This window comes from Pseudomonas sp. IT-P74, from assembly GCF_949768175.1.
GTDB lineage: Bacteria > Pseudomonadota > Gammaproteobacteria > Pseudomonadales > Pseudomonadaceae > Aquipseudomonas.
Genome location: NZ_CATKQD010000004.1, coordinates 167,577 through 192,259 on the forward strand (window position 1 = coordinate 167,577; position 24,683 = coordinate 192,259).

Here is a 24,683-nt window from a genome sequence, read left to right on the forward strand (position 1 = left end):
CTCCAGGGCGGAAAGGCTACCAGAATCGGTTGCCTGAGTTAGCGACTGGCCTTGTGGGCAGACGTTATGAATTCTTGGATTGCCGACAGGTTGTTCCGGCGGCGTGTAGTTTTACTACAAATCTTCCGGCATTTCAGCCCGGCTAATGTATATACGAGTAGTAAAACTACAGAAGAGCGGCTTGTGGCCCCCGGCTGCGTTGTGAGAATAATCGTTAAGGTTGGTCTTTTTCCAACTACAAAAGGTAAAAGCTTGATGCTGGCTGCCAAAATTAAAGAAATTTCAGCTATTTCTAACTTTTGTTCGACACTCCCTCAGGTAGTGGGTTTTCGAAAACCACTACATGCAGTCCGTTGTACGCCGATCAAGGATAGACCATGAGCCTCCCTTCGCTTGCTGAACTGCCCGCCATTCTCCTGCCGTTTGTCACCCGCGCCGAGCAGTCGTTCCGGGCTGCCGTCGCTGCCTTGGACGATGACCACGGTCTGTCTGCCTGGACGCCGGAGCGCTGGGCGCAATTTGCCCGCGTCACCGCCGCCAGCGATTTCGTGATTGAACAGTGTGTTCGTGACCCTTTGATGTTGCTGGGGCTGGTGCAGTCCGGCGAACTGGACCGCCGCTTCGCCCCCGGTGAGTTATGCGGGCAGATCGCGGCCGCCGTGAGCGTGGCCGAGACCGACGATCAGCTTGGCCGCGCCTTGCGTCGCCAGCGAGCCCGCCATCAGGTGCGGATCATCTGGCGCGACCTGACCCGCCAGGCCGATTTGATCCAGACCTGCCGCGACCTTTCGGACATGGCCGATGCCAGCATCGATCAGGCCTATCAATGGTTGTACCTGCGCCATTGCCAGCAGTTCGGCGTGCCGACCGGGCGGCGCAGCGGCGAGCCGCAGCAGATGGTCGTTCTCGGCATGGGCAAGCTCGGCGCCGTGGAGCTGAACCTGTCGTCGGACATCGACCTGATTTTCGCCTATCCCGAGGGTGGTGAAACCGTCGGCGTCAAACGCCCGCTGGATAATCAGGAGTTCTTCATTCGTCTGGGCCAGCGGCTGATCAAGGCCCTGGACCCGATGACCGTCGACGGCTTTGTATTCCGCGTCGACATGCGCTTGCGTCCTTACGGTTCGGCGGGCGCACTGGTGCTGAGCTTCAACGCGCTGGAGCAGTATTACCAGGACCAGGGTCGCGACTGGGAACGCTACGCGATGATCAAGTCGCGGGTGGTGGCCGGCGATCAGGTCGCCGGCGCGCAGCTGCAAGAGATGCTGCGCCCGTTCGTTTACCGGCGTTACCTGGATTTTTCCGCCATCGAAGCGCTGCGCACCATGAAGCAGCTGATCCAGCAGGAAGTGCGGCGCAAGGGCATGGCCGATAACATCAAGCTCGGCTCCGGCGGTATTCGTGAAGTCGAGTTCATTGCCCAGGCATTCCAGCTGATCCATGGCGGCCGTGATCTGAGCTTGCAGCAGCGCCCACTATTAAAGGTGCTGAGCACGCTGGAAGGTCAGGGTTATCTGCCGCCGGCCGTGATCAGCGAAATGCGTGAAGGTTACGAATTCCTGCGTTACACCGAACACGCGATTCAGGCGATTGCCGATCGCCAGACGCAAATGTTGCCCGATGGCGAGCAGGATCAGGCGCGCATTGCCTTTATGCTGGGTTTCGCCAACTGGACGGCGTTCCACGAACAGCTGATGTATTGGCGCGGCCGTATTGCCTGGCACTTCGGGCAGGTGATCGCCGATCCCGATGAAGAGCTGGGCGCCGAAAGCGAAGTGGTGGTCGGCGGTGAGTGGTTGCCGCTGTGGGAAGAGGCCCAGGACGATGAGGCCGCCTGCCGCCAACTGGAAGAGGGCGGTTTCAAGGATGCCCCAGAGGCCTTGAGAGCCCTGGCCGGTTTGCGCGGCAGTCCACAATTGAGGGCGATGCAGCGTCTGGGGCGCGAACGTCTCGATGCTTTTATTCCGCGATTGCTGGCACAGGCCGTGGAGCATGACAATCCGGACCTGGTATTGGAACGAGTGCTGCCACTGGTCGAAGCCGTGGCCCGTCGTTCGGCGTACCTGGTGCTGTTGACCGAGAACCCCAGTGCGTTGCGGCGATTGCTGACGCTGTGCGCGGCGAGCCCGTGGATCGCCGAGCAAATTACCCGTTTTCCGCTGCTGCTCGACGAATTGCTCAATGAAGGCCGACTGTTCAAGCCGCCACTGGCGCCAGAACTGGCCGCCGAATTGCGCGAGCGTCTGACACGGATTCCCGAGGACGACCTCGAGCAGCAAATGGAAGCCCTGCGCCATTTCAAGCTGGCGCACCGCTTGCGGGTAGCCGCCTCGGAAATCGCCGGCAGCCTGCCGCTGATGAAAGTCAGCGATTACCTGACCTGGCTCGCCGAGGCGATCCTGGAACAAGTGCTGGCGCTGGCCTGGAGGCAAACGGTGGCCAAGTACGGCACACCGCTGCGCACCGATGGCACCTTGTGCGATCCCGGCTTCATCATTGTCGGTTATGGAAAAGTCGGCGGCCTGGAACTCGGGCATGGTTCGGACCTGGACCTGGTGTTCATCCACGACGGCGATCCGCAGGCTGAAACCGATGGCGTCAAACCCATCGACGGCGCGCAATTTTTCACCCGGCTGGGGCAGCGGATCATTCACTTGCTGACGGCGCAGACCAACTCCGGGCAGCTGTATGAAGTGGACATGCGCCTGCGGCCTTCCGGCGCGTCGGGCTTGCTGGTGAGTTCCCTGGGGGCGTTTGCCCGTTATCAGGAGAACGAAGCCTGGACCTGGGAGCACCAGGCGCTGGTGCGGGCGCGGGTGTTGGTGGGCAGTCAGGATGTCGGCCAGGCCTTCGAGAAAGTCCGTGCTGCGATATTGGGCAAGACGCGTGACCTGCCAACCCTGCGCCAGGAGGTCAGCGAGATGCGCGCCAAGATGCGCGATAACCTGGGCAGCAAGAGCACCGCGGCCGGCACCGGGGCAAATGCCTTCGAAGCCACGGCGCCGTTCGATATCAAGCAGGACGCCGGAGGTATCGTCGATATTGAATTTATGGTGCAATACGCGGCCCTGGCGTGGTCCGAAACACACCCGCCATTGCTGCGCTGGACGGACAACATCCGCATTCTGGAAGAGCTGGAGCATGAAGGGCTGATGCCCGTCGAAGATGCCAGCCTGTTGCGTGAAGCGTATAAAGCGTACCGTTCCGCCGCCCACCGGCAGGCCTTGCAGAAGGACCCGGGGGTGATTCCGGGCGACCAGTTCGCGGACGAACGGCGGCAGGTCATGCGGATCTGGCGTGAGCTGGGGCTAAGCTGAAACGGGATATTTGATACGTCAATATCCCCTGTAGGAGCGAGCTTGCTCGCGATGAACTTGAGAGCGCAGCGGGGTGCCAGACTTGCCGCGTTATCGTTAACGACCATCGCGAGCAAGCTCGCTCCCACAGTAGATCTGCAGTGTCATGCGGATCGAGGTACACCAATACCCAATGTGGGAGCGAGCTTGCTCGCGATAGCGGAGTGACAGTCGACAGCAATGTTGAAGGTGATGACCCATCGCAAGCCACCGTGCTCCTGCAGAGATTTTCGAGGCGGGGAGGCGTAGGCCTCCCCGGTTCGTTTATGGAAACCACATGAAAATTCTGATCGTTGGGCCCAGTTGGGTCGGTGACATGGTGATGGCGCAGACACTTTTCCAGTGTCTGAAACAACGCCACCCGCAATGCGAAATCGACGTGCTGGCCCCCGAGTGGAGCCGGCCGATTCTTGAGCGCATGCCCGAAGTTCGTCAGGCCTTGAGCTTTCCGCTCGGTCACGGTGTCCTGGAGCTGGCAACGCGTCGACGCATCGGCAAATCCCTGGCCGGCCAGTACGACCAGGCGATCCTGTTGCCCAACTCCCTGAAGTCGGCGCTGGTGCCGTTTTTTGCCGGCATCCCGAAACGCACCGGCTGGCGTGGCGAATTGCGCTATGGCCTGCTCAATGATGTGCGCACGCTGGACAAGGATCGTTACCCGTTGATGATCGAGCGCTTCATGGCCCTGGCGTTCGAGCCGGGCGTTGAATTGCCAAAACCCTATCCGCGCCCGACGCTGCAGATCGACCCGGTTACCCGCGAAGCAGCGTTGGCCAAATTCGGCCTGACCCTCGACCGCCCGGTGTTGGCCCTGTGCCCCGGCGCCGAGTTTGGTGAGTCCAAGCGCTGGCCTTCCGAGCATTACGCCAAGGTGGCCGAAGCGAAGATCCGCGAGGGCTGGCAAGTCTGGCTGTTCGGTTCGAAAAACGATCACGCCGTGGGCGAAGACATCCGCGCGCGGCTGATTCCCGGCCTGCGTGAGGAGTCAGTGAACCTCAGCGGCGGCACCTCGCTGGCCGAAGCCATCGACCTGATGTCCTGCGCCGATGCGGTGGTGTCCAACGACTCCGGCCTGATGCACGTCGCCGCCGCGCTGAACCGCCCGCTGGTCGCCGTCTACGGTTCGACATCGCCGGGGTTCACGCCACCGCTGGCCGAGCACGTCGAAGTCGTTCGCCTGGGTATCGAATGCAGCCCATGCTTCGACCGCACCTGCCGTTTCGGCCATTACAATTGCCTGCGCCAGCTCATGCCGCAGGCTGTGAACGAAGCCTTGCAGCGGTTGCAAGGCACTGTGGTCGAGGTCAAATAACTTGCGGGTTCTGTTGATCAAGACTTCTTCGTTGGGCGATGTCATTCACGCGTTGCCGGCGTTGACCGACGCGGCGCGGGCGATTCCCGGCATCAAATTCGACTGGGTGGTGGAAGAAGGCTTTGCCGAGATCCCGACCTGGCATCCGGCGGTGGGCAAGGTGATTCCGGTGGCGATCCGTCGCTGGCGCAAAAACATCTGGCAGACCATCAAGAGCGGTGAGTGGAAGCGCTTCAAGCAAAGTGTTCGCGCCACGAATTATGACTTGGTGATCGATGCCCAGGGCTTGCTGAAAAGCGCCTGGCTGACCCGTTACGTCAAGGCCCCGGTGGCCGGCCTTGATAAAAGCTCGGCGCGTGAGCCCATCGCTGCGCGCTTTTACGATCGACGCCTGGCCGTTGCCCGCGGGCAGCATGCGGTGGAGCGAGTGCGTCAGTTGTTCGCCATCGCGTTGGGCTATGACTTGCCCAAAGGCCTGGGTGACTACGGCCTGAATATCGAGCGCCTGGTGGAATTGCCGCGCAAGAATCCGTACGTGGTGTTTCTGCATGGCACCACCTGGGACACCAAGCACTGGCCCGAAGCCTACTGGCGCGAACTGACCGAGCGGGTCGGCTACCTGGGCGTCGGGGTGAAGCTGCCGTGGGGCAATGCGCAGGAGAAAGCCCGGGCCGAGCGCATCGCTGCCGGTTTCAAACACGCCGAAGTGTTGCCCAAGCTGAACCTGGCCGGTGTCGGCAAGGTGTTGGCAGGTGCACAAGCCTGCGTGGCGGTGGACACCGGCCTCGGCCATCTGGCCGCCGCGCTGGATGTACCGACGCTGTCGCTGTTCGGCCCGACCAATCCGGGCCTGACCGGCGCCTATGGCAAAGTGCAGATTCACTTGGCCAGCGACTTCCCTTGTGCGCCGTGCCTGCAAAAGAAATGCACTTATCAACCGACGGCTGAAGATGCCCGTCAATTTGACCTCAAACGCGAGTGGCCGTTGTGCTTCACGCGTCTGAATCCCGAGCGTGTCGCCAGCCGACTGAGCACGTTGTTAATGGCTGAGGAGCTGCGCTGATGCAATTGGCATTTGTCTTGTACAAGTATTTTCCGTTTGGCGGCTTGCAGCGCGATTTCATGCGAATCGCCCTGGAGTGTCAGAAGCGCGGCCATCAGATTCGCGTCTACACGCTGATCTGGGAAGGCGACGTACCGCCGGGTTTCGAAGTGCTGGTGGCGCCGGTCAAGGCGTTCTTCAACCATCGGCGCAACGAAAAGCTCAGCGAATGGATGGAGGCGGACCTGGCCAAGCGCCCGGTGGATCGCCTGATCGGTTTCAACAAGATGCCGGGCCTGGACGTCTACTACGCCGCCGACGGCTGTTTCGAAGACAAGGCGCAGAACCTGCGTAACTCGCTGTATCGCCGTTGGGGCCGCTATCGCCACTTCGCCGAATACGAGCGGGCGGTGTTCGCCAAAGAGGCGAAGACCGAAGTACTGATGATTTCCGAGGTCCAGCAGCCGCTGTTCATCAAGCATTACGACACGCCGTTGGAGCGCTTTCACCTGCTGCCGCCGGGCATCGCCCAGGATCGTCGCCGGCCGGTGAATGCCGATGACATTCGCGCCGGGTTCCGCGCTGAATTCAATCTCAAGGACGACGAACTGCTGCTGGTGCAGATCGGCTCCGGGTTCAAGACCAAGGGCGTCGATCGCAGCCTCAAGGCGTTGGCGGCATTGCCCGCTGATCTCAAGAAGCGCACCCGGCTGTTTGTAATTGGCCAGGATGACCCCAAGTTATTCCAGATGCAGAGTGCGACATTGGGGCTGGGCGATAACGTCACCTTCCTCAAGGGCCGCAGCGATATCCCGCGTTTCCTGTTGGGTGCCGATCTGTTGATCCACCCGGCGTACAACGAAAATACCGGGACGGTTTTGCTCGAAGCCCTGGTGGCCGGCCTGCCGGTGCTGGTGAGTGCGGTGTGCGGTTATGCCCATTACATCGCCGAGGCCGATGCGGGTCTGGTGCTGGACGAACCGTTCGATCAGGCACAACTGACGCAGTACCTGACCGGCATGTTGAACGACGCTCAAGCAAGGGCGGCCTGGAGCCGCAATGGTCTGGCCTTCGCCGAAACGGCCGACCTCTACAGCATGCCGCAGCACGCGGCCGATGTGATTCTGGCGGAGCACGCTTAAATGAAGTTGATGCTGGCTGAACCGTTCAAGAGCCTCTGGGCTGGACGCGACCCGTTCGCCGAAGTCGAGGGACTCAAGGGCGAGGTGTACCGCGAGCTGGAAGCGCGCCGGACATTACGCACGGAAGTCGACGGCAACGGGTTCTTCGTGAAAATCCACCGTGGCATCGGCTGGGCCGAAATCTTCAAGAACCTGCTCACTGCCAAGCTTCCTGTACTGGGGGCCGGCCAGGAATGGAAGGCCATTCAACGCCTCCAGGAAGTCGGCGTGCCGACCATGACCGCCGTCGCGTATGGCGAAAAGGGCAGCAACCCGGCCGACCAGCACTCCTTCATCGTTACAGAAGAGCTGGCGCCGACGGTCAGCCTGGAAGACTTCAGTATCAACTGGGTCAAGCAGCCGCCCGAGCCAAAACTCAAGCGCGCGCTGATCGCCGAAGTCGCACGCATGACCGGCATGATGCACCGTGCCGGGGTCAACCACCGCGACTGCTACATCTGCCATTTCCTGCTGCACACCGACAAGCCGGTGACTGCCGACGACTTCAAACTCTCGGTGATCGACCTGCACCGCGCCCAGACCCGTCCGGCGATCACCTCGCGCTGGCGCAACAAGGACCTGGCCGCGCTGTACTTTTCCGCGCTGGACATCGGCCTGACCCGTCGCGACAAGTTGCGTTTCCTCAAAGGCTATTTCCAGCAGCCGCTACGCCTGATACTGAGCGAAGAAGCCGGGTTGCTGAGCTGGCTCGACGGCAAGGCCAACAAGCTCTACGAGCGTAAACAGCGATACGGGGATGCGCTCTGATGTCGGGTTGGAAACTGGATCCGGCCTACAGCGAGCTGGCCGATGACTTTGGCAGCCTCGAGGCTGTGTTTGCGCTGCAAGGCGAACGTTTGACCAGTGACGTGCTCTCGGAGGTCATCCGGGTCGAGCGCAAGGGCGTCAACTATTACGTAAAGCGGTATGTGGGCGCTGGTAAAGGCTTGCGGCGTTACCTGGGCAAGCCTCGGGTGAAGATGGAATGGCAGAACCTCAAGCGGTTCGCCAAGTGGGGCATCCCCACTGCCGAAGTGGTGGCCTGGGGGCTGGAGCGGCGCGGTGCGGCCTACGCTCGCGGCGCGATGATTACCCGGGAACTGCCGCGCACCGAAGACTTGTCGGCACTGGCCGAGCGCCGCGACCCGAAGCTGTCGGATCGCGCCTGGGTCGATACCGTCAGTCGCCAGCTGGCCCAATACACCCGGACCATGCACGACCACCACTTCACCCATAATGATTTGAAGTGGCGCAACCTGCTGATCGACGATGAGGCTCGAGTGTTTCTGATCGATTGCCCCAACGGCGATTTCTGGCGCGGTTTCTGGCTCAAGTACCGTATTACCAAGGATCTGGCGTGCCTGGACAAGGTCGCCAAGTATCAATTGTCGGCTACCCAGCGCCTGCGCTTTTACCTGCAATACCGCAACCGGACCCGGCTCAACGCCGCGGACAAAAAACGCATCCGGCACGTGGTTAGATTTTTCGAGGGACGCGAATGACTGATTTTCTGGCCGCTGAAGACCGAGCGCTGCTTGAGCGCCATGGCCTCGGCACGTTCGAGGCGCTCTGGGCCAAACAGCTCGATGCGGTGGACGAACCCAACACCGGTCGCGGCGGCTGGAGCAGTGTGTTTCGGCTGGATCTGGAAGGTCATGGTTTCTACCTCAAGCGTCAAAGCAACTACCTGACCCGCACCTTGCGCGCCCCGTTCGGCGAGCCGAGTTTCGCTCGCGAGTTTCGCAACATCTCCCGTTACCGGAAGATGGGTATTCCGGCGCTCGAAGCGGTGTTCTACGGCGAGCGCAAGGTCGATGGCGAAGTCCGTGCGATCCTGATGACCCGTGCCCTGGACGGTTGGGACGACCTCGACTCGCTGCTGCAGCGCTGGGCTCAATTGAGCCCTGAGCAGCACACGGAAATCCTCAAGGCCAGTGGCGAACTGGCCCGGCAGCTGCACGCTGCACGCCAGGTGCATGGGTGCTTTTATCCCAAGCACATTTTCATGCGCGCCACCGGCAACGGCTATCAGGCTCAATTGATCGACCTGGAAAAGACCCGGCCGCTGCTGTACGGGCAGCGTGACCGAGTCAAGGATCTGGAACCGCTGACGCGCCGTGCGCCCGAGTGGGGCGAGTCGCAGCTGCGGCAATTGCTGGCCGCCTATCTGGATCAACCGCAGGACAGCTCGCTGATCGACAGCTGGCTGCAGCGTCTGACCGCGCGGCGCAGCCAGAAGGGGCCGCGCTGATGCGTTTATCCGAATTGAAGTCCACCGGCCGCAGCCCGGCCTTGCCGCTGAGCGTTTCGCTGGCCGACGCCGCCGGCCCTGCCGAGCTGCAACTGCTGAGCCTGTTGCGGGTGTTGCCGGGGCAGCGTTATGTCGGTGCCGGCGTCTGGCGCGGCCGGCCGGTGTTGGCCAAGTTGCTGGTCGGCAGCAAGGCTGCGCGGCACTTCCAGCGTGAGCTCGATGGCGTGCGTTTGCTTGCCGCTCAAGGATTGACCACGCCGCAGCTGTTGGCCGATGGCCTGAAAGAAGGCGAGGGCGGTTGGCTGTTGTTCGAGTTTTTGGAGGGCGCCGAAAGCCTGGGTGATACCTGGAAGCAGGTTGAGCAGCAACCGGTACTGTCCGATGGGCAAGGGGCAGTGCTGGCCGAGGCGTTAGGGGCGATCGGCCAGATGCACCGCAAAGGTCTGTGGCAGGAGGACCTGCACCTGGACAACCTGCTGCGTCAGCGTGGTCGTCTGTACTTGATCGACGGCGCCGGGATTTGCTCCGAAACGCCGGGGCAGCCGCTGTCCCGGCAGAAGGTCCTGGAAAACCTCGGGGTGTTCTTCGCCCAGTTGCCGAAGTCGATCGAACCCTTCATTGAAGAGTTGCTGGTGTACTACCTGCTCAGCAACGGCGAACACGCCTTGCCCATGGAAGCGTTGCAGAAGCAGATCGACAAGGTCCGCAGCTGGCGCCTCAAGGACTTCCTGATCAAGGTCGGCCGCGAGTGCACGCTGTTCAGTGTCCAGCGCGGGGCCTTCGAATTGCGGGCGATTCGCCGCGAGGAAGTGCCGTCGATGGTGCCTGTGCTGGAGCAGGCCGATGCCCTGCTCGATCAGGGGCATCTGTACAAGACCGGCGGTGCGGCGAGCGTCGGCAAGGTCGAGGTGGATGGCCGCACGCTGGTGATCAAGCGCTACAACATCAAGGGTTTTGCCCACTGGCTCAAGCGTTTCTGGCGTCCGAGCCGGGCCTGGCATTCCTGGCGCGAAGGCAATCGGCTGGCATTCCTCGGGATTGCCACGCCCAAGCCGCTGGCGTTGCTGGAAAAGCGTTTCCTGTGGCTGCGAAGCCGGGCCTACCTGATCACCGAGTACCTGTCGGGTCCGGACATCATCGAGCGTTTTGCACCGTATGTTGAAAACGGCGACGCACCGGAAACCGAGCTGCTGGCACTGGATCACCTGTTCGCCGAGTTGATTCGCCTGCGCATCAGTCATGGCGACTTCAAGGGGCATAACCTGTTCTGGCAGCAGGATCGCTGGGCGCTGATCGACCTCGATTCGATGTGCCAGCACGGCTCTCTCGGCAGCTTCGCCCCAGCGTATGCCAGGGATCGCGCACGGTTCATGCGCAATTGGCCTGAAGGTAGTGCCCTTTATCAGGTCATTGATCAGCGCTTGCCCAAAGACATCTCCAGCGCTGCTTAAACCGCTATCGCGAGCAAGCTCGCTCCCACAGGGATTGGTGGTGAACACAAAACTTGTGAGCACTTTGGTCCAAATGTGGGAGCGAGCCTGCTCGCGAAGAGGCCCGCAAGGCCACTCAGAAAAGCAGACAAGTTTTTGTGAACCGTCCTACGCGTTCTTGGGAAGTCATGACCTGTAGCCCAAATCACCCCGATGCTAGTTTGCCTGACGTTCTCGGAGGGCAGGCTTTGACGATCAAAATGGCAGTTTCAGCGGGTGTTTTATCAGTGTCGCTAACGGGCTGCGGGACCGCCGCCACCGTCTTGCAGGATGAAGCCGAAGCCGCGCAGGGGCTGCGCAGGCAAAAGACCTATTGCCAATCCATTCCCCGGGTCTACAGCGGCCTGGCCTACGACTTCTGTGTATTGAATGCACCACCAGACCCTACGGGCATCCTTGTACCGCTCGTATTGGTGGACCTGGCCCTGTCTGGCGCGCTGGACACCGTTGTCTTGCCGTACACGATTTACCGGCAAAGCGTGGACGGCAATATTTCCATCTATTGGCGACCTGCGCGCGGATAAAAAATACCGCGAGGCCCCGGCCGCAGTTGCATGCCGCTTGCGGCTAGAGGTTTGCCGCTGCTTTTACGCTATAATCCCGCCCTTTAGCTGTCTCTCGCCCCTTGCGAGGGCACATTAATTTTTGAGGCGCTTGCGCCTGCATGCAGACTAAAGAGGCTAGACCCCTGTGGCATTGACGATTCTTGGCCTGTCCGGCGCCCTTAGCCATGATCCTTCCGCAGCCCTGTATATCGATGGCAAGCTGGTCGCGGCGGCTGAAGAGGAACGCTTCGTACGCGATAAACATGCAAAGAACCGCATGCCTTACGAATCGGCGAAATTCTGCCTGGAACAGGCCGGTATCAAGCCGTCCGACGTTGACGTGGTGGCGATTCCATTCGCACCGATCAGCCTGTTCGGCAAGGCCCGCTGGCAGTACGCCAAGCGTTACTGGTACGCCCCGGACCGCGCCCTCGACGCGATCCTGATGGGCAACCGTCGCTACAAGCGCTATCGCAACAAGATCGTCTGGTGCCTGGAACAACTGGGTTTTGATCCGAAGAAGATCAAGATCGAGCCGGTCGAACACCACCTGGCCCACGCCTCCAGCGCTTATCACTGCTCCGGTTTCAAAGAGAAAACCGCGATCCTGGGCATCGACGGCAAGGGCGAGTACGCCACGACCTTCTTCGGTTATGGCGAAAACGGCAAGATCCACAAGATCAAGGAATTCTTCGATCCGGACTCTCTCGGCGGCCTGTACGGCGCGATCACCGAGTTCCTCGGTTTCGATATGCTCGACGGTGAGTTCAAGGTCATGGGCATGGCGCCGTACGGCGACGCCAGCAAATACGATTTCTCGCGCCTGGCTTCGTTCGAGAACGGCGAGCTGGTGATCAACACCGACTACGCCAACGTCATCGGCCTGCGTCGCTACAAAGAGAAGGGCAAGGGTTACTACTTCTCGCCGAAGCTGATCGAGTGGCTGGGTCCAAAGCGCGAAGGCGATATCGCTGATGAGCCTTACATTCACTACGCTGCCAGCATTCAAGCGCTGTTCGAAAAAATTGCGCTGCAGATGATCGACTACTATCTGGGCGACGTGCTCAAGCAAACCGGCAAACTGGCCTATGCCGGTGGCTGTGCGTTGAACGTCAAGCTGAACCAGAAAATCATCGCCCGCGACGACGTCAAAGAGCTGTTCGTACAGCCTGCATCCGGTGATGCCGGCACCGCAGTCGGCGCGGCGGCCTATGTGTCCCACGCCCGTGGCGTACCGGTCGAGAAGATGGAACACGTCTACCTCGGCCCGTCGTACAGCAACGAAGACGTGATTGCCGCATGCGCCCGTCACGAGAACAAGCCGACCTGGCGCAAGCTCGACAACATGCCGGAGCAGATCGCCAGGATCATGGTCGATGGCAACCCGGTCGCCTGGTTCCAGGGGCGCATGGAGTTCGGTCCGCGTGCACTGGGCGGTCGTTCGATCATCGGTTGCCCGAGCATTCCCGGCGTGGCCGACCGCATCAACCACCAGATCAAATTCCGCGAGCGCTGGAGGCCTTTCTGCCCGTCGATGCTCGACACCGTGGCGCCGCAGATGATCAAGATCGATCACCCGGCTCCGTTCATGACCTTCACCTTCGAAGTGGCGGAAGAGTGGAAGACCCGCGTGCCGGAAGTTGTCCATGAAGATGGCACCTCTCGCGCCCAGGTGCTCAAGCGCGAATACAACCCGCGTTACTACGACATGATGAAAGCGCTGGAAGTGCTCACCGGCAACGGCGTGTCGCTCAACACCTCGCTCAACCGTCGTGGCGAGCCGATGATCTGCTCGCCGACCGACGCTCTGAACATGTTCTTCGGTTCGGATCTACAGTATCTGATCATGGAAGACATCCTGGTGGTCAAAGAGGGCGCAAACGCCTATGACACGTTCGGCTGAACGCCATGTGCTGCAGTTCTGCCACGGCTATGACGGGCCGTTCCTGGACTGCGCACGGCAGTACGCCAGCCTGTTCGCGGGGACCGGTTATCGAGTGACCACGGTGTTTCTCACCGGGGTTGCCGATGCCGAGGTCGCCGCGGGCTGCGCCTCCGACGAAGTGCTGTTCATGGAGTACAGCTCCAAGGCCATTCGTGGTCTGAAGCTGGGTGCCATCGGCGATCTGCGCAAGATCGCCGCCTCGCGCAACTTCAGTTTCTGCATCGCCCATCGCTTCAAGCCGATCTATATCGCCTTGCTCGGCACGTCGTTGCCGGTCATTGGCGTGCATCACGCTTTTGACGATTACAAGCGTGGCAGCCGTAAACTGTTCGCGCATGTTTTCCGCAAGCGTTTGAGTCTGCTCGGTGTGTCCGACGCCGTGCGCGACGACATGCGTCAATGCCTGCCGAAGTGGCCGGCTTCGCGGATCCAGACCTTGTACAACCGTATCGATGTGGACGCCTTGCAGGCGACCCAGGTGTCGGCTCGCGAGGCCCGGGAAACCCTCGGTTTGGCGGCGGATGCCTGGATCGTCGGCAACGTCGGGCGGCTGCATCCGGACAAGGACCAGGCCACGCTGCTGCAGGGTTTCGCCGAGGCATTGCCGGGCTTGCCCGCCAACAGCCAGCTGGTGATTCTCGGCAAGGGGCGCCTGGAGGAAAACCTCAAGGCCCAGGCCCGGGAGCTGGGCATCGGTGACCGGGTTCTGTTCCTCGGTCAGGTGCCGGATGCGCGTAACTACTTCCGTGCCTTCGATGTGTTCGCACTGAGTTCCGATCACGAACCGTTCGGCATGGTGCTGCTGGAGGCCATGGCCGCTGGCGTACCCTTGCTGGCCACGGCGTGCGGCGGAGCGAAAGAGGTGGTGGAAGGCGTGGGCATCCTGTTCCCGTTGGGCGATGCCGAGCGTCTGGCCCAGGGGCTGCAACATCTGGCCGGCATGGATGATCAGCAACGCCGGCAGTGTGCCGAGTTGATGCTCGAGCGCTTGCGCGAACGCTTCTCCGATCGCGCGGTGCGCGATGCTTTCTGGCATTTGCCGCACGTTACCGAACTGGCACAGAGGGGCTGATGCTCAACCGATTTCAAGGCTGGCGCGAGCGTGGCTGGGCGGTCGTCGACGCCTCGACTTACGCCGAAACCTGGCAGCGTTATGGCGGCAGCGTCGCGACTCATCCAATTGTGGTCGAGCGGCTGGCGCAACTGGCTGACATTCCGGTGCGTTACCTGGCCTGGGTGCAGGGCGATGAGGTCAAGGCGGCGATCCCGACCTGGGGCCGCGACCTGGCCTTGTCCAAGGACGTGCTCAAGCGTCGCGGCAAGAAAGGTCTGTTCGACCTGGGCAACGCCGAGATCATCCTGCCGGCCGCTGCCGATACCCAGGCGCCTTTGCGCCATCGCGCGCGTTATCTGTCGGCGCTGAACGAAGGCCGTTTCGCTGGCATCAAGTTGCAAGCCGAACAGCTGGCCATGGCCCGCACGCCCGAAGAACTGTCGAAAAAATTCCGCTATAACCAGCGCCGCGAATTGCGCCTGCTGGAAGAGGCCGGTGGCGTGGTGCGGCCGGTGTCCGAATTTTCCAGCGCTGAGCTGGCGGCGATTTACTGCGACCTGTTCCAGCGCCGCTGGGGCTTCCCGGCGACGGGTGCCGAACGCATGGCCGAGGTCATCGAGTTGCTGCGCGAGTTGCTGATCGGCTCGGTGATTTTCCTCAACGATGCGCCGATTGCGATTCAACTGGTGTACCGCGTCGAAACTCCGCAGTGGATCAGCGTCGAGTACATCAACGGCGGAGTCGATCCCGAAACTCGCGAGTTCAGCCCTGGCAGCGTGCTGAGTTTCCTCAATACCCAAAGCGCCTGGGAGCATGCCCGGGCGCAGGACAAACCGTTGCGCTTTTCCTTCGGGCGCGCCGACCGTGAATACAAGGATCGCTGGTGCAACCCCGTGCCGGTCTTCACCGTATGAGCCAAGCCATGAGCCGCAAACAGCTACTGCTCAAGCGCCATCGGCGCAACAAACGTATCGGTCTGTTGATTGCGCTGGTGCTGTTGATCGTCATCGGTGTGCTGGTGGCCTGGTGGTTGCCGCTGGTGCTGGCGGTTCTGGGCTGGATTGCCCATGAAGCCTGGTTTGCCGACCACCTGTTCTACTCACCGAAAGACGATTACCAGTACAGCTTTCCCCCCTACACGCCGCAGCCCAAGGTGCACCTGAACGGTGAGCATTTGCGGCTGGACGAGGGTGTGATGCTGGTCGACGACGCGACGCTGGTGCTGGCTCTGCGGGTAAAAAGCACCTGGCTGGGACGCTTTATCGATCCGGTGGTCGAGTTGGCGGGTGGCGAAAACCCTGACCGACAAACCTTCGAACGGGGCGTGAACGGCCTGCGTTACCTCAATCTCAGTGGTCAGGCTCAGGCGCTGTCCCGTGGTGACCTGCGTTTGCGCGGGCGTTTCTGTCGCGTGTTCGGTGAGCCTGTGCTGTGGGCGCTGGAACATCCGGATTACCGGCGTCAGCGGGTCATGGTCATCGCGCCCCACGCCGATGACGCCGAGCTGGCGGCCTACGGTTTGTACAGCCAGGCCGACGAAACCTGGGTTGTCACGCTGACGGCGGGCGAAATCGAAGCCGAACATTATCAGCAGATGGGCCTGAACAAGGCCGATGCGGCTCGCTTGAAAGGCCGCCTGCGCACCTGGGACAGCATCGCCGTGCCACGTTGGGCCGGTGTCCCCGAGGCCCGTTGCGTACAGCTGGGTTATTTCTGCCTGCAACTGGCGAGCATGCAGGCCGCGCCAGCGGTGGCGGCGGGATCGCGGGAAGCTGACCTGAACGATACCCGCCTGTTCCGTCAGTTGAATCCTTTCACGCTGCCCGGCGATGCCGATGGCGCGCCGACCTGGAACAACCTGCTGGCGGATTTGCGAGAGTTGCTGTTGCGGGCCCGCCCCGAGGTCATCGTTTTGCCGCATCCGACCCTCGATCCGCATCCCGATCATGTCTGCGCCCAAGCGGCAGTCCTTGAAGCTTTGCAAGGCCTGGACTGGCAGCCGACCACGCTATTGGGTTATGCCAACCACCTGCACGACAACGACCGCTGGCCGATGGGCGATACCGGTGATGGCATCGCCTTGCCACCGGCCTTCGATCCGGCCCAACCGATGCAGCCTTATTGCCTGCCCTTGCCGCTGGAGCAACAGCACGACAAGGCCATGGCATTGGGCATGATGCACGACCTGCAGCCGGCGATGCCGTTCAAGCGTCGCTTGCGTCGGTTGATCCAACGCTTGTTGGCCGGCCGGTTGCCGCCTACCTATGGCCAGAACGAATTCTTTCGCAAGGCAGTCCGGCGCCACGAGCTTTTGTGGTCCATCAAGCACACACCAGGCAATGTTTCTCAGCGGGGAGAGTTATGAGTCAGCGGTCAAAGGTCCTGCAACTGCAGCCTGACTACAACGTCAAAGCCCATGATTTCGCCGACCTCGCGGAGCAAATCGTCAAGGCCCTGCCCAGTGATCGCTATGAGGTGACCGCTGCGTTTCTGCGCGGCAAGCCCGGGCCGGGGGAAGCAGTGAGCCGGGCCGACCGTTCGGTGTACTTCGAGTTTTCCGACAAGTCCCTCAAGGGCATGCGCCTGCGGGTCATGTGGCAGTTGTACAAGTTCTGCCGTCGGGAAAAATTCGATGTGGTGATCTGCAACCGCTTCAAGCCAGTGAACATGATGCTGACGCTCAACCGCTGGTTGAAAGTGCCGTTGTGCATCGGCATTTCCCACGGATTTGGCGAGTACGACCGTTTTTACCGACGCCGCCAGACCCAGCGCCTGATCGATCGTCACTGGCGCTTTGTCGGCGTGTCGCCTGCGGTGAAACAGTATCTGCTGGACTGTGACTGCGGCTTCACCGACCAGAATACCTATGCCATCACCAATGCCATCGACATCGAGCAAGCCGAAGGTCTGCAACACAGCCGTGAAAAGGCTCGTGAACTGTTGGGCATCGATCCGTCGGTGCGGCTGATCGGTGCGTTGGGGCGACTGGTGCCGGTCAAGGGTCATATCTATTTGCTGCAGGCCTTTGCCGCGCTCAAGGACAAATACCCCAATACCCAACTGGCGATCATCGGTGCCGGCCGCGAAGAGTTGCGCCTGGCGGCGGAAATCGACCGCCTCGGCCTCAGTGGCCGCGCCCATTTGCTGGGGTTCAAGGAAATTGCCCTGCAGTACATTCGCGCTTTCGATATCTGGACCATGCCCTCCCTGGCCGAAGGCCTGGGGCTGGCGCTGCTTGAAGGCATGAGCGGGCATTTGCCGGTGATTGCCTCGAACGTGCCGGCCATGTTGCCGCTCATCGAAGGCGCCGGTGGCCTGGCGATTACGCCGAAGGATGTGCCGACGCTGCAGGCGGCGCTGGACACTTACCTGGGGCTGTCAGATGACGAGCTCAAGGCCAGGGGCGAGCAGGCTTTCCGTTATCTGCAACAGCACCATGACATTGAAGAGTTCCGTCGCGAATACCTCAATCTGATCGACTCCGGCCTGGAACAGGCCCGCAAGGAACAGCCATGAACGACGCGCAGCCCATCGTCACGGTCATTATCGCGTCGTACAACCACGCTCCTTACATCGAGGAAAGCATTCTCAGCGTCCTCAACCAGACCTATCGGAACATCGAGTTGTTGGTGGTCGACGATGGCTCGAAGGATGACAGTGTCGAGCGGATCAAGGCGTTGCAGGCCGTCCATGGTTTCGACTTCCGGGTCCAGGAAAACCAGGGGCTGACCAACACCCTCAACGGTGCGATTGCCCGGGCAAAGGGCAGCCTGATCGTGCCGTTCGGTTCGGATGACATCATGCTGCCGGAGCGAATCGCCGCCCAGGTCGCGCATATGGACGGCAAACCCGAGGTCGGCATTTGCGCCGGTAACATCGAACTGATCGATGCCGACGGCAATCTCTACCCCGAGAAGCGCCAGCGCCGGGATGTGCCGTTCCGTCGTCTGGACTTCGATGATATGTTCCTGGAGCGCAAGCCCTATCCTCCGGCACCCACCCTGATGATCCGCCGCGAAGCGCTGGAGAAGGTGGGCGGTTTCGACCCGACCATTCGCCTGGAAGACTTGTTGATCGAGTTGAAGGTGACCCACGCCGGTTACTTCATCGATGGTCTGAATATGTTGATGGCGCGCTATCGCAAGCACGCCACCAACTCCTACAAGAACCACCGCTTCATGATCGACAGCATCCTGCGCACTTACGCGCTCTTCAGCGATCACCCGCTGTATGACGAGGTGCGCTACAAGTTTCTCAATTCCATGTTCCTCAAGACTGCCAACCGTGACCGCAAACTGGCGCGGGAGTTGCTGGCGCAGATTCCGCTCAAGGCCTGGAACAAGAAAACCTGGCGTGGGTTGGGCCGTATGCTCTTCTCACGGCTGGAGAAAGGCTGAGCCAAAGGCTGGATCAAGAGGGGATAAAAGGCGGGGCATTGTCCTCGGCGACATGCCCCGGTGATTGCTCAACGTTGTTGAGCCGTCTCCTCCGCAGGTTCTTTGCTCGGCTTCCTGTTCTGGCGCAACCAGTGCAGGGTTTTCTTGCCGGCATCGATACCGGGCTTTTCGATGTACAGGTAAGTCAGGCTGCTGATGATGATCAGCAGGCAACTGCACACGGCCAGCAACGGAAGGAAGACCCAGGCTTGCCGGGCGTCCACGTGCAATATCGGCGGCAGTCGCTGCACCAGTACCCAAAGTACGAAACCGTGCAGCAAATACGTGCTGTAGCTGATTTCCCCCAGCCAGCGGATGCTGCGTGGTCTCAGGGCGCCGAACAGGGTATTGCCGGACGCCACAATCACAAAGAACAGTGAAAGCAGCAGCAGCGCTCCCGGGTTGAATGCCCGGTTGAACGCCGTAAAGGCGATCGCCAAGGCGAGCAGGGCGATGATGCCCGCCAGCGGAGACTGGCTCCAGGCGACGAATTGTGGACGGCGAATCCAGTACGCCGCAGCGATGCCGCCGAGGAAGCTGGCCAGGAAGTGCTTCTTCAGCGAGTGTTCCCAGCCGACCACCTGGTACAGGGTGTAGATGCCGATCAGGCACAGCACCGTCTGCATCCAGCCGCCGCGATATATGAACACCATGGCGGCCAGTGGCAGGGCCAGGTAGAAAAACACCTCATACGCCAGCGTCCAGGTGACGTTGGAAATCAGCATGCCGCTCTGGTGGTACTGGTTGACGTCTGGCCGGTCGAAGGTCAGCCAGGCCAGAGCCTGGCCGATGACCTGGGTGCCGGAATCCTTGAGTTCCCAGTCCTGCAAATAGAACACGCAGGCAAACACGGTCAACATCAGCGGCAGGTAGAGCGGATAGAGGCGAAACAGCCGCGATACCGCAAATGCCAGCCAGTCGTGTTGCCGCCCGTGGGTGAGCAAGCGGTCCCAGAACAGAAAGCTGGTGATCATGAAAAAGAGGGCGACGCTGCCCTGGCCGAGCTGCGAGTAGAAGTTGCTCGGCGGAAAATCGATCACGCCGGTTTGCAGAAAGATCCAGGTAATGATCGAGTGGTGCACGAACACGCCGAAGGCCAGGTACCCGCGCAAGCCGTCGATACCGGCAAAACGGCTTTCGCCGGAATGCTTCAGCTGTCGGGTAAGTCTCGGCACGCTGCGCAACAGTAGCGCAGCGGTCGCGATGGCCAGCAGGTAGGCCGTCATCGCGATAAGTGGGTTGATTTCTATCATCAGTGAACCTGGGCCGGAGGGCTCCCGGCCAGCACGTGCCTGTGCAAATGATCCACGTCGGCTTTCGAAGCCGCCGCGGCGTATCCCTGCAGCAGTGCTTCGAAGTGATCCTCGAACAGCCAGTGGCGATCTGATGCATAGCGCTGCATGTGGCGCAGATTACGCCGACGCAGGGAAGGGCTCAACGATGAAGGGTAAATTCGCAAGTCGGCCAGATCGATCAGGCCGAACTCGCCGTCCTCCAGCACCAGCACATTGCCCAGGTGCAGGGAGCGGAAGTAGACCCCTTGCTGGTGCAGTTGAGCCATGAATTTGCCGAAACGCTCCACCAGTGCCTGGCGCACCGCCGGGGCAGTGATGCCTTGCAGGATCTGGCGCAGCGTGTTGCCCGGCAGTGGAGAGTAATGCACAGCGGTGCTGCCGTCTTCGAACCGGTAAAGGTCGAGGATGTGCGGCGTCGGGATGCCCATGCTGCGCAGTTGCACGCTATTGACGGCAAAACGATCGGAGTAGGGCGTGAAGCTGCCCGAGGTATACCAGCGGCGGCGGCGGAACAGCTTGAGAAAACTGCCATCGGTCAGGCGCAGGACCTTGGGGCCCAGACCATCCTCTTCGATGACTTGGGCATCGGCTGTCAGCTGTTGCAGGGCGCCAGGTGTCGCGGTCTTGATCGGCGTGTCCAGCAGGCGTCGGGCCCGTTGATTGATGCTCAATGCGGCAATCAGTGCCAAGGGGATCCACAGCAGGAACCAGTGCTCCTTGGGGCGAGAGATAATTCCGCCACCTTCGGTCAGGCCCGCGCCGATACCGAAGGCCAGCCAGGCTGAGGCAATGATGAACAGCGGTTGCACGCGGTGGCGCCGGCTGCTGATGAAGCTCCATGTGAGAAAGAACAGCCATGGCAACAGGCCGATCACGCCGACGTAGTAGAGCACGCCCAAGGAAAAGCTATGGGGTTCCTGAAGGCTGTAGCCGACGCCGGGGTCCAGGGTCAGCTTGGCGTTGTAGCCGTGCCCGATCCATGGGTGTTCGGCGATCCTGCCCAGGGTCAATTGCCAGAGCTCGAGGCGGAAGGAGCTGCCTCTTTCGATGATCTTGTCCGCAAATAACGCGAAAGTCGCCGTACCGGAGAGGAATATGGCACCCAGCATGAAAGCCGAGCGTCTATTCCAGCAGATCACACAAAGCCAAAGCGCAGCCAGCGTCAGTGCAACCAGTGGGGTCCGGGAACCGGTGGCCAGCACTGTGGCGAACATGATCGCCATCGCCGGTACGCTCAGCCAAAGTATCTGGCGTCGCTTGCAGATCATGCTCAGGCTTAGCCAGTAGGTACAAAAAAAGCCGAAAACGTGGGAGCTGAGCAGTGGATTGTCGAAAGCGCCCAGGCCGATCAGACGCATTTCCGGTTGATAGATCTGGTCGAACCAGTACAGGTTGTAGATAGAGATGACGAGCGCCACCGTCGCGGCGCAGAACAGCAGGGGCTGAATGATTTCGCTGCGATAGCGCACCAGCAGGTAACAGCCAACGAACAGCATCAGGGTATGCAATGACGGTTTGACCTGACCAAAGTCGAATGCGTCCGGCCCCCAGCTCAGGCTAAGCAGTGCCCACGCCACAAACAGCAGGGCTGCAATGACGATCGGTTCGTGCAACAACTCTTTGCCGATCCGTGGACGCAGGCACAGTGCAATCAGAGCGGGAATGCTGAACAGACCGTAGTAAAGCTTGTGATGCACATTGCGCCCCGGCAGGAAAAACAACGCACAAAGCAGTAATAAATAACCGAGCGGAAGGATCCACAAGCAAATGAAATCGAAGATTCTGTTGGAGGTGCTGTTCAAAGCGTTTAATTGCATGCTGGTTAACTTATTCCTGAATTGAGCGACCATACCAAGGCAGGGACAACTGGAAGCTATTTGACGCGCCACAATACACAGACTGTATGCGATTGCCAGAACCCTGGGGAAGCTGTGGTAAAGTCAGCGTCCTTTTCATCGACTTTCGCGTGATATGACCGACTCCAGTCTCTCCGCAAGCCCCTCGAGCTTGAAAATCTACTTCCGCCTGCTCGGCTATGTCCGGCCGTATATCAGCCTGTTTCTGATCAGCATCGTCGGTTTTCTGATTTTCGCTTCGACACAGCCAATGCTGGGCTACATCCTCAAGTACTTCGTCGACGGTCTGTCCAACCCTGAAGCGGTGCTGTTTCCAACCGTACCCTACCTGCGGGATCTGCAACTGTTGCAGGCGGTGCCGTTGTTGATCATCCTGATCGCCGCGTGGCAGGGGTTGGGGTCGTATCTGGGCAACTACTTCCTGGCCAAGGTTTCCCTGGGCCTGGTCCATGACTTGCGGGTCCAGTTGTTCAACAACCTGCTGGTGTTGCCAAACCGGTACTTCGACAAGCATAACTCGGGGCACCTGATTTCACGTATCACCTTCAACGTGACCATGGTCACGGGGGCGGCAACAGATGCGATCAAGGTCGTAATCCGTGAAGGCATGACGGTGATCTTCCTGTTTGCCTCGCTGTTGTACATGAACTGGCGCCTGACGCTGGTCATGGTCGCCATCCTGCCGCTGATCGCCCTCATGGTGCGCACGGCCAGCAAGAAATTCCGCAAGCAGAGCAAGAAAATCCAGCTGGCCATGGGGGACGTGACGCATGTGGCGTCCGAAACGATCCAGGGCTATCGCGTGGTGCGCAGCTTCGGCGGTGAAAAGTACGAAGAGAAACGCTTCTTCGACGCCAGCCAGGGCAACACCGACAAGCAGCTGCGCATGACCCGCACCGGTGCCATCTACACGCCGCTGCTGCAACTGGTTATCTACACCGCCATGGCCGTACTGATGTTCCTGGTGCTGTTCCTGCGTGGCGATGCGTCTGCCGGCGACATGGTGGCCTACATCACTCTGGCCGGCCTGCTGCCCAAGCCGATTCGCCAGCTGTCCGAAGTCAGCTCGACCATCCAGAAAGGCGTGGCTGGTGCTGAAAGTATCTTCGAGCAACTGGATGTCCAGCCTGAAGTCGATACCGGCACCGTCGAGCGCGATGTCGTCAGCGGTCGCCTGGACGTGCGCAACCTCAGCTTCACCTACCCCGACACCGAGCGTCAGGTGCTCAATGACATCAGCTTCTCGGTCGAGCCCGGGCAAATGGTCGCGCTGGTGGGGCGTTCGGGCAGCGGCAAGTCGACCCTGGCCAACCTGATTCCGCGTTTCTATCACCACGACAAGGGCGAAATCCTCATCGATGGCGTCGAAGTGGAACAGTACAAGCTGTTGAACCTGCGTCGGCATATCGCCCAGGTGACTCAGCACGTGACCCTGTTCAGCGACACAGTGGCCAACAACATCGCCTATGGCGACCTGGCTGGCGCACCCCGTGAAGACATTGAAAAAGCGGCCAAAGATGCCTACGCGATGGACTTCATTGCTCAATTGCCGGAAGGCCTGGACACTCAGGTCGGGGAAAACGGCGTGCTGCTGTCCGGTGGTCAGCGTCAGCGCCTGGCGATTGCCCGGGCACTGTTGAAGAATGCTCCGCTGCTGATTCTCGATGAGGCGACTTCGGCACTCGATACCGAGTCCGAGCGGCATATTCAGGCCGCCCTGGATCAGGTCATGAAAGGTCGCACCACGCTGGTGATCGCTCACCGCCTGTCGACCATCGAGAAGGCCGACCTGATCCTGGTCATGGATCAGGGGAAAATCGTCGAGCGCGGCACCCATGAACAACTGCTGGCGCAAAACGGCTACTACTCGCGCCTCAACGCGATGGGCCTCGACGCCCCGGCCGAAGACATCGCCTGACCCCGAAAGGGCGAGCCTGGCTCGCCCTTTCGCACACCTGGCGCGCAACGCGCCCGGTGATTTGTATCCAGTCCTTTACGCTTCTTGACCAAACCGGAATAAATCTCGGCAACTTGCTTGTTAAGGTTCCTGAACGAACTTTGACTTGAATCGAGAGGGCCATCCCTTTCCCGCGGGTGTCTGGATGTTGCAACGTTATCTCTGGAAGCTGTTGCCCAAGTCGCAACGGGTTTTTCTGCTGGGGCGCCTGTCGGTCGTGGACCGTCAAGTGGTGAACAAGTCGATGTCGGCCAGCGTCAGTTTCCCCAAGCCCTTCGAGCAGCGTTCCTGCTTGTTCATCCACGTCCCCAAATGTGCCGGCAGCAGTGTCTGTGCGGCCATGTTTGACGACTGGAGCCCGGGCCACTTGCCGTTGTACTGGTACGAGCAGCAATTTCCCGAGCAGTTTGCCGCCAGTTTCAAGTTCGCGTTCGTTCGCGATCCCCTGGAAAGGGCCTACTCGGCCTACGCATTCCTGCGGGGCAACACCTTGGGGAAGCGGGATCACGCGGCGCAGAAACTGGTCAGCCACTACCGTGACTTTGATGACTTCGTGGGCCGCTGGCTGCACCCGGAGACGATCCAGCGACAGTTGCACTTCGCCGCGCAAACGGATTTCCTGACGGACTCCATGGGCCATCTGGCGCTGGATTTTGTCGGCTACCAGGAGCATCTGGAACGGGATTTCAGGCTGGTTTGCGAGCAATTGGGCTATCCGGTAGAGCTGCCCCACATCAACCGGTCGCAGCAGCGGCGCCCGATGCTGGCGCGTGAGTTCTGCACGGTACGCACCCGCCGGCTGGTGCGGCGGGCCTATCAGCGTGATTACGAGATGCTGGGATTTGAATGAAGCCGGAGCGTGTCGTCACCTGACGAATTCCTGCTCAAAAATTGAGCAATAAAACCCGGCGAATCATCCGGTTGCAGCCACCGCACAAGCCGACACCAACCCTGTGTTAATAT

General features: G+C 60.6%; 19 protein-coding genes. 17 read left to right on the forward strand and 2 right to left on the reverse strand.

The annotated features are described in order from the left end of the window. The first annotated feature begins 377 nt into the window (after nucleotides 1-377). From glnE to ACM6J5_RS04465, 15 genes are all read left to right on the forward strand, one after another. The gene (glnE, locus tag ACM6J5_RS04395) at nucleotides 378-3,317 is read left to right on the forward strand and encodes a bifunctional [glutamate--ammonia ligase]-adenylyl-L-tyrosine phosphorylase/[glutamate--ammonia-ligase] adenylyltransferase (RefSeq protein ID WP_414927895.1); all 2,940 of its coding nucleotides are present in this window, start codon (nucleotides 378-380) and stop codon (nucleotides 3,315-3,317) included. A 316-nt stretch (nucleotides 3,318-3,633) separates the two neighbouring features. Beyond that, a complete protein-coding gene (gene waaF / locus ACM6J5_RS04400; RefSeq protein WP_414927896.1) occupies nucleotides 3,634-4,668 on the forward strand; it encodes a lipopolysaccharide heptosyltransferase II in 1,035 nt (344 codons plus the stop codon). Between the two features lies 1 nt (nucleotide 4,669). After that, nucleotides 4,670-5,731 (forward strand): lipopolysaccharide heptosyltransferase I, encoded by a 1,062-nt coding sequence (gene waaC, locus ACM6J5_RS04405; protein WP_095943215.1) that lies wholly within the window; start codon nucleotides 4,670-4,672, stop codon nucleotides 5,729-5,731. After that, a complete protein-coding gene (locus ACM6J5_RS04410; RefSeq protein ID WP_414927897.1) occupies nucleotides 5,731-6,852 on the forward strand; it encodes a glycosyltransferase family 4 protein in 1,122 nt (373 codons plus the stop codon). Before waaC ends, ACM6J5_RS04410 begins: the two co-directional genes overlap by 1 nt. After that, a complete protein-coding gene (gene rfaP / locus ACM6J5_RS04415; protein ID WP_095943213.1) occupies nucleotides 6,853-7,659 on the forward strand; it encodes a lipopolysaccharide core heptose(I) kinase RfaP in 807 nt (268 codons plus the stop codon). Then, entirely contained in the window at nucleotides 7,659-8,393 is a 735-nt protein-coding gene (locus tag ACM6J5_RS04420) for a lipopolysaccharide kinase InaA family protein (RefSeq protein ID WP_150672362.1), read from the forward strand. The genes rfaP and ACM6J5_RS04420 overlap by 1 nt, the downstream gene beginning before the upstream one ends. Then, nucleotides 8,390-9,142, forward strand: a complete 753-nt coding sequence (locus tag ACM6J5_RS04425; RefSeq protein WP_414927898.1) for a lipopolysaccharide kinase InaA family protein — start codon at nucleotides 8,390-8,392, stop codon at nucleotides 9,140-9,142. The genes ACM6J5_RS04420 and ACM6J5_RS04425 overlap by 4 nt, the downstream gene beginning before the upstream one ends. Beyond that, a complete protein-coding gene (locus ACM6J5_RS04430; RefSeq protein ID WP_414927899.1) occupies nucleotides 9,142-10,593 on the forward strand; it encodes a lipopolysaccharide kinase InaA family protein in 1,452 nt (483 codons plus the stop codon). Before ACM6J5_RS04425 ends, ACM6J5_RS04430 begins: the two co-directional genes overlap by 1 nt. Before the next feature lie 227 nt (nucleotides 10,594-10,820). Further along, a complete protein-coding gene (locus ACM6J5_RS04435) occupies nucleotides 10,821-11,156 on the forward strand; it encodes a YceK/YidQ family lipoprotein (protein WP_095943261.1) in 336 nt (111 codons plus the stop codon). A 166-nt stretch (nucleotides 11,157-11,322) separates the two neighbouring features. After that, entirely contained in the window at nucleotides 11,323-13,080 is a 1,758-nt protein-coding gene (locus tag ACM6J5_RS04440) for a carbamoyltransferase (protein ID WP_095943209.1), read from the forward strand. Continuing rightward, nucleotides 13,064-14,194, forward strand: a complete 1,131-nt coding sequence (locus ACM6J5_RS04445) for a glycosyltransferase (RefSeq protein ID WP_150672365.1) — start codon at nucleotides 13,064-13,066, stop codon at nucleotides 14,192-14,194. The genes ACM6J5_RS04440 and ACM6J5_RS04445 overlap by 17 nt, the downstream gene beginning before the upstream one ends. Next, nucleotides 14,194-15,090, forward strand: coding sequence for an antimicrobial resistance protein Mig-14 (locus ACM6J5_RS04450; protein ID WP_414927900.1), 897 nt, complete (start codon nucleotides 14,194-14,196; stop codon nucleotides 15,088-15,090). The genes ACM6J5_RS04445 and ACM6J5_RS04450 overlap by 1 nt, the downstream gene beginning before the upstream one ends. An 8-nt stretch (nucleotides 15,091-15,098) precedes the next feature. After that, on the forward strand, nucleotides 15,099-16,541 hold the full coding sequence (locus ACM6J5_RS04455; RefSeq protein ID WP_414927901.1) for a PIG-L deacetylase family protein: 1,443 nt from the start codon (nucleotides 15,099-15,101) through the stop codon (nucleotides 16,539-16,541). Further along, a complete protein-coding gene (locus ACM6J5_RS04460; RefSeq protein ID WP_095943206.1) occupies nucleotides 16,538-17,692 on the forward strand; it encodes a glycosyltransferase family 4 protein in 1,155 nt (384 codons plus the stop codon). The genes ACM6J5_RS04455 and ACM6J5_RS04460 overlap by 4 nt, the downstream gene beginning before the upstream one ends. Then, the gene (locus ACM6J5_RS04465; protein ID WP_095943205.1) at nucleotides 17,689-18,573 is read left to right on the forward strand and encodes a glycosyltransferase; all 885 of its coding nucleotides are present in this window, start codon (nucleotides 17,689-17,691) and stop codon (nucleotides 18,571-18,573) included. Before ACM6J5_RS04460 ends, ACM6J5_RS04465 begins: the two co-directional genes overlap by 4 nt. Before the next feature lie 68 nt (nucleotides 18,574-18,641). Here ACM6J5_RS04465 and ACM6J5_RS04470 read toward each other — a convergent pair whose 3' ends face one another. Further along, a complete protein-coding gene (locus ACM6J5_RS04470) occupies nucleotides 18,642-19,865 on the reverse strand; it encodes an acyltransferase family protein (RefSeq protein ID WP_414927902.1) in 1,224 nt (407 codons plus the stop codon). Beyond that, nucleotides 19,865-21,724, reverse strand: coding sequence for an O-antigen ligase family protein (locus ACM6J5_RS04475; protein ID WP_414927903.1), 1,860 nt, complete (start codon nucleotides 21,722-21,724; stop codon nucleotides 19,865-19,867). The genes ACM6J5_RS04470 and ACM6J5_RS04475 overlap by 1 nt, the downstream gene beginning before the upstream one ends. A gap of 154 nt (nucleotides 21,725-21,878) precedes the next feature. Between ACM6J5_RS04475 and msbA the strand changes: the two genes are divergently transcribed. Then, the gene (gene msbA / locus ACM6J5_RS04480) at nucleotides 21,879-23,681 is read left to right on the forward strand and encodes a lipid A export permease/ATP-binding protein MsbA (RefSeq protein WP_095943202.1); all 1,803 of its coding nucleotides are present in this window, start codon (nucleotides 21,879-21,881) and stop codon (nucleotides 23,679-23,681) included. A gap of 184 nt (nucleotides 23,682-23,865) precedes the next feature. After that, nucleotides 23,866-24,570, forward strand: coding sequence for a sulfotransferase family 2 domain-containing protein (locus ACM6J5_RS04485; protein ID WP_414927904.1), 705 nt, complete (start codon nucleotides 23,866-23,868; stop codon nucleotides 24,568-24,570). Nucleotides 24,571-24,683 lie beyond the last annotated feature (113 nt).